The sequence below is a fragment of the Nesterenkonia rhizosphaerae genome, from assembly GCF_039544555.1.
Taxonomy (GTDB): Bacteria; Actinomycetota; Actinomycetes; order Actinomycetales; family Micrococcaceae; genus Nesterenkonia; species Nesterenkonia rhizosphaerae.
Genome location: NZ_BAABLW010000004.1, coordinates 1 through 5,429, shown reverse-complemented (window position 1 = coordinate 5,429; position 5,429 = coordinate 1). Strand labels below are relative to the sequence as shown.

At 54.9% G+C, this 5,429-nt stretch carries 3 rRNA genes; all 3 read right to left on the bottom strand.

The window, feature by feature from the left end:
* Positions 1–8 precede the first annotated feature (8 nt).
* Positions 9–125 (bottom strand): 5S ribosomal RNA (gene rrf, locus ABEA23_RS04105).
* Positions 126–328: 203 nt separating this feature from the next.
* Positions 329–3,423: ribosomal RNA gene (locus ABEA23_RS04100) — 23S ribosomal RNA — on the bottom strand.
* A 475-nt stretch (positions 3,424–3,898) separates the two neighbouring features.
* A 16S ribosomal RNA gene (locus ABEA23_RS04095) occupies positions 3,899–5,427 on the bottom strand.
* The 16S, 23S and 5S rRNA genes sit together here, the layout of an rRNA operon.
* Between the last annotated feature and the right edge of the window lie 2 nt (positions 5,428–5,429).

Below are 5,429 nucleotides of genomic sequence, written 5' to 3'. Positions count from 1 at the left end.
TAATGAGTGTCCGGCGGCGACCTACTCTCCCACACACTCCCGTGTGCAGTACCATCGGCGCTGTGGGCCTTAGCTTCCGGGTTCGGGATGGGACCGGGCGTTTCCCCCACGCTATGACCGCCGTAACCCTAGAACACACACCCACACCGGGCGCGTGTAAACCTAAAAAGAGGGTCACAACCACACGACACAACAGTGACGTGTGACAATATTCAATTACCTCAACAACCCTGAACAAACAAACCAGCGGGGTTTGTTGTCCGAGGACCGCCTAGTGGACGCAAGCGCAATGTATTCCTTAACACCATGACCATGTAAACATTGGTGGTGATGTAAGTGATCGGCTTATTAGTACCAGTCAACTCCACGTATTACTACGCTTCCATTTCTGGCCTATCAACCCCATAGTCTATAGGGAGCCTTCACACCTCAAAGGGTGACGGAGATCTTATCTTGAAGCCGGCTTCCCACTTAGATGCTTTCAGCGGTTATCCATCCCGAACGTAGCTAATCAGCGGTGCACTTGGCAGTACAACTGACACACCAGAGGTTCGTCCGTCCCGGTCCTCTCGTACTAAGGACAGACCTTCTCAAATCTCCTGCGCGCGCAGCGGATAGGGACCGAACTGTCTCACGACGTTCTAAACCCAGCTCGCGTACCGCTTTAATGGGCGAACAGCCCAACCCTTGGGACCAACTCCAGCCCCAGGATGCGACGAGCCGACATCGAGGTGCCAAACCATGCCGTCGATATGGACTCTTGGGCAGGATCAGCCTGTTATCCCCGAGGTACCTTTTATCCGTTGAGCGACGGCCCTTCCACACGGTGCCGCCGGATCACTAGTCCCAACTTTCGTTCCTGCTCGAGATGCCTCTCTCACAGTCAAGCTCCCTTGTGCACTTACACTCAACACCTGATTGCCAACCAGGCTGAGGGAACCTTTGGGCGCCTCCGTTACTCTTTGGGAGGCAACCGCCCCAGTTAAACTACCCACCAGGCACTGTCCCTGGACCCGATCAGGGCCCGAAGTTAGATGCCTAACAACACCAGAGTGGTATTTCAACGACGACTCCACAACCACTAGCGTGGCCGCTTCACAGTCTCCCACCTATCCTACACAAGTGATGTCAAACACCAATACCAAGCTATAGTAAAGGTCTCGGGGTCTTTCCGTCCTGCTGCGCGTAACGAGCATCTTTACTCGTAATGCAATTTCGCCGAGTTCACGGTTGAGACAGCGGGGAAGTCGTTACTCCATTCGTGCAGGTCGGAACTTACCCGACAAGGAATTTCGCTACCTTAGGATGGTTATAGTTACCACCGCCGTTTACTGGGGCTTAAATTCTCCGCTTCGGCTTACGCCTAACAGGTCCTCTTAACCTTCCAGCACCGGGCAGGAGTCAGTCCGTATACCTCGTCTTACGACTTCGCACGGACCTGTGTTTTTAGTAAACAGTCGCTTCCCCCTGGTCTCTGCGACCACCACCAGCCCGTCACCGTAAAGGCGCGTCACCGGGGTGGTCCCCCTTCTCCCGAAGTTACGGGGGCATTTTGCCGAGTTCCTTAACCGTGATTCTCTCGATCGCCTTGGTATTCTCTACCTGACTACCTGTGTCGGTTTAGGGTACGGGCGGCTGGAACCTCGCGTCGATGCTTTTCTCGGCAGCATAGGATCACCAGATCTCCCACCAAAGTGGAAGCCCATCAAATCTCAGCCTTAGTGATACCCGGATTTACCTAGGTATCGGCCTACATTCTTAGACCCGGAACAACCATCGCCGGGCCTGGCTACCTTCCTGCGTCACACCTGTTAATACGCTAGCTCCACCACTTCAGGTCCCACGCTAGGCCTATCCTGAGCCCCGAAGGGCTCTTAGATAGGATTCGGGTGGTTAGTATCAGCGGCTTTGCTTGGGCGGTTCTTCGCCGGTACGGGAATATCAACCCGTTGTCCATCGACTACGCCTGTCGGCCTCGCCTTAGGTCCCGACTAACCCAGGGCAGATTAGCTTGACCCTGGAACCCTTAGTCATTCGGCGGACACGTTTCTCACGTGTCTTTCGCTACTCATGCCTGCATTCTCACTCGAACACGCTCCACCTAGGCTTCCGCCACGGCTTCACCGCTGTGCTCGACGCTCCCCTACCCATCCAGTAAAAACTGAATGCCACGGTTTCGGCGGTGTGCTTGAGCCCCGCTACATTGTCGGCGCGGAATCACTTGACCAGTGAGCTATTACGCACTCTTTCAAGGGTGGCTGCTTCTAAGCCAACCTCCTGGTTGTCTAAGCAACTCCACATCCTTTCCCACTTAGCACACGCTTAGGGGCCTTAACCGGTGGTCTGGGCTGTTTCCCTCTCGACGATGAAGCTTATCCCCCACCGTCTCACTGCTGTGCTCTCACTTGACCGGCATTCGGAGTTTAGCTGACGTCAGTAACCTTGTAGGGCCCATCGGCCATCCAGTAGCTCTACCTCCGGCAAGAAACACACAACGCTGCACCTAAATGCATTTCGGGGAGAACCAGCTATCACAGAGTTTGATTGGCCTTTCACCCCTACCCACAGCTCATCCCCCCAGTTTTCAACCTAGGTGGGTTCGGTCCTCCACGCGCTCTTACACGCGCTTCAACCTGGCCATGGGTAGATCACTCCGCTTCGGGTCTAGACCCAGCGACTCAATCGCCCTATTCAGACTCGCTTTCGCTACGGATTCCCCACACGGGTTAACCTCGCCACTGAGCACTAACTCGCAGGCTCATTCTTCAAAAGGCACGCCATCACACCCCAAAGGATGCTTTGACGGATTGTAGGCACATGGTTTCAGGTACTATTTCACTCCCCTCCCGGGGTACTTTTCACCATTCCCTCACGGTACTGATTCACTATCGGTCAGCAGGGAGTATTCAGGCTTACCAGGTGGTCCTGGCAGATTCACACACGATTCCTCGAGCCGCGTGCTACTCGAGAACACCGGATCGGCCGGCGGAACGCATTACAACTACGGGACTCACACCCTCTCTGGTCACGGACTCAACCGTGTTCATCTATACGCCCGCACCTCAACCGCTAAGACTGGTAGATCTTAGACACCGGGTCTCACAACCCCCACGACGCAACCCCTACCAGGTATCACACGCCATAGGTTTAGCCCCATCCGCGTTCGCTCGCCACTACTTACGGAATCACTCTTGTTTTCTCTTCCTGTCGGTACTGAGATGTTTCACTTCCCGACGTTCCCTCCAACACGCCTATACATTCAGCGTGAGGTCACAGACCATAACAGCCTGCGGGGTTTCCCCATTCGGAAATCCTGGCATCAAACGCTCGGTTATCAGCTACACCAGGCTTATCGCAGATTCCCACGTCCTTCATCGGCTCCTGCTGCCAAGGCATCCACCATGCGCCCTAAAACACTTACACCAACCAAAAAGGTATAAGCCACCAAAGACACACAGAACACCACAGCAACCAACACCCACCAAAGCAGGCACCAATCACTGTGATGATCCTTAGCGCTACACATCACGACTACTCACACACACAAAGCATGTGAGCAGAAAATTGTTAAGAAACAAAGATGCTCGCGTCCACTATGCAGTTCTCAAACAACAACCCCCACCACCATCACCACCAACGAATAAGCCGGTGACTACCTGAAGCAGGGAATCCTTGAAACAACACTTGTTGTCCCAGGACCCAACAGTGCGCCAACACCACGAAAAAACACACCACACAACACTTTCCAACCCCACAAGGGAGCGTACTCACATCACACGGTGCGCCAACTTAGTGAACCCAATCAAGGGTTATTCTTTGATATTCCACCCATGAGCAAACCCAGAGCAATTCATTCGATCACTAACTGGGCGGACCCAACTCGGGTCCAGCTCCTTAGAAAGGAGGTGATCCAGCCGCACCTTCCGGTACGGCTACCTTGTTACGACTTAGTCCCAATCGCCAGTCCCACCTTCGACCACTCCCCCCGGAAAACCGGTTGGGCCGTGGGCTTCGGGTGTTACCAACTTTCGTGACTTGACGGGCGGTGTGTACAAGGCCCGGGAACGTATTCACCGCAGCGTTGCTGATCTGCGATTACTAGCGACTCCAACTTCACGAAGTCGAGTTGCAGACTTCGATCCGAACTGAGACCGGCTTTTAGGGATTAGCTCCACCTCACAGTATCGCAACCCACTGTACCGGCCATTGTAGCATGCGTGAAGCCCAAGACATAAGGGGCATGATGATTTGACGTCATCCCCACCTTCCTCCGAGTTGACCCCGGCAGTCTCCCATGAGTCCCCACCTTTACGTGCTGGCAACATAGGACAAGGGTTGCGCTCGTTGCGGGACTTAACCCAACATCTCACGACACGAGCTGACGACAACCATGCACCACCTGTGAACCAGCCCCGAAGGGAAACCCTATCTCTAGGGCGATCCGGTCCATGTCAAGCCTTGGTAAGGTTCTTCGCGTTGCATCGAATTAATCCGCATGCTCCGCCGCTTGTGCGGGCCCCCGTCAATTCCTTTGAGTTTTAGCCTTGCGGCCGTACTCCCCAGGCGGGGCACTTAATGCGTTAGCTACGGCGCGGAAAACGTGGAATGTCCCCCACACCTAGTGCCCAACGTTTACGGCATGGACTACCAGGGTATCTAATCCTGTTCGCTCCCCATGCTTTCGCTCCTCAGCGTCAGTAACAGCCCAGAGACCTGCCTTCGCCATCGGTGTTCCTCCTGATATCTGCGCATTTCACCGCTACACCAGGAATTCCAGTCTCCCCTACTGCACTCTAGTCTGCCCGTACCCACTGCACACCCGGGGTTAAGCCCCGGGCTTTCACAGCAGACGCGGCAAACCGCCTACGAGCTCTTTACGCCCAATAATTCCGGATAACGCTCGCGCCCTACGTATTACCGCGGCTGCTGGCACGTAGTTAGCCGGCGCTTCTTCTGCAGGTACCGTCACTTGCGCTTCTTCCCTGCTGAAAGCGGTTTACAACCCGAAGGCCGTCATCCCGCACGCGGCGTCGCTGCATCAGGCTTTCGCCCATTGTGCAATATTCCCCACTGCTGCCTCCCGTAGGAGTCTGGGCCGTGTCTCAGTCCCAGTGTGGCCGGTCACCCTCTCAGGCCGGCTACCCGTCATCGCCACGGTGAGCCACTACCTCACCGTCAAGCTGATAGGCCGCGAGCCCATCCAAGACCGCAAAAGCTTTCCACCACTCACCATGCGGTAAGAGGTTATATCCGGTATTAGACCTAGTTTCCCAGGCTTATCCCAGAGTCAAGGGCAGGTTGCTCACGTGATACTCACCCGTTCGCCACTAATCCACTTCCTGCAAGCAGGAAGCTTCATCGTTCGACTTGCATGTGTTAAGCACGCCGCCAGCGTTCATCCTGAGCCAGGATCAAACTCTCCATCAAAA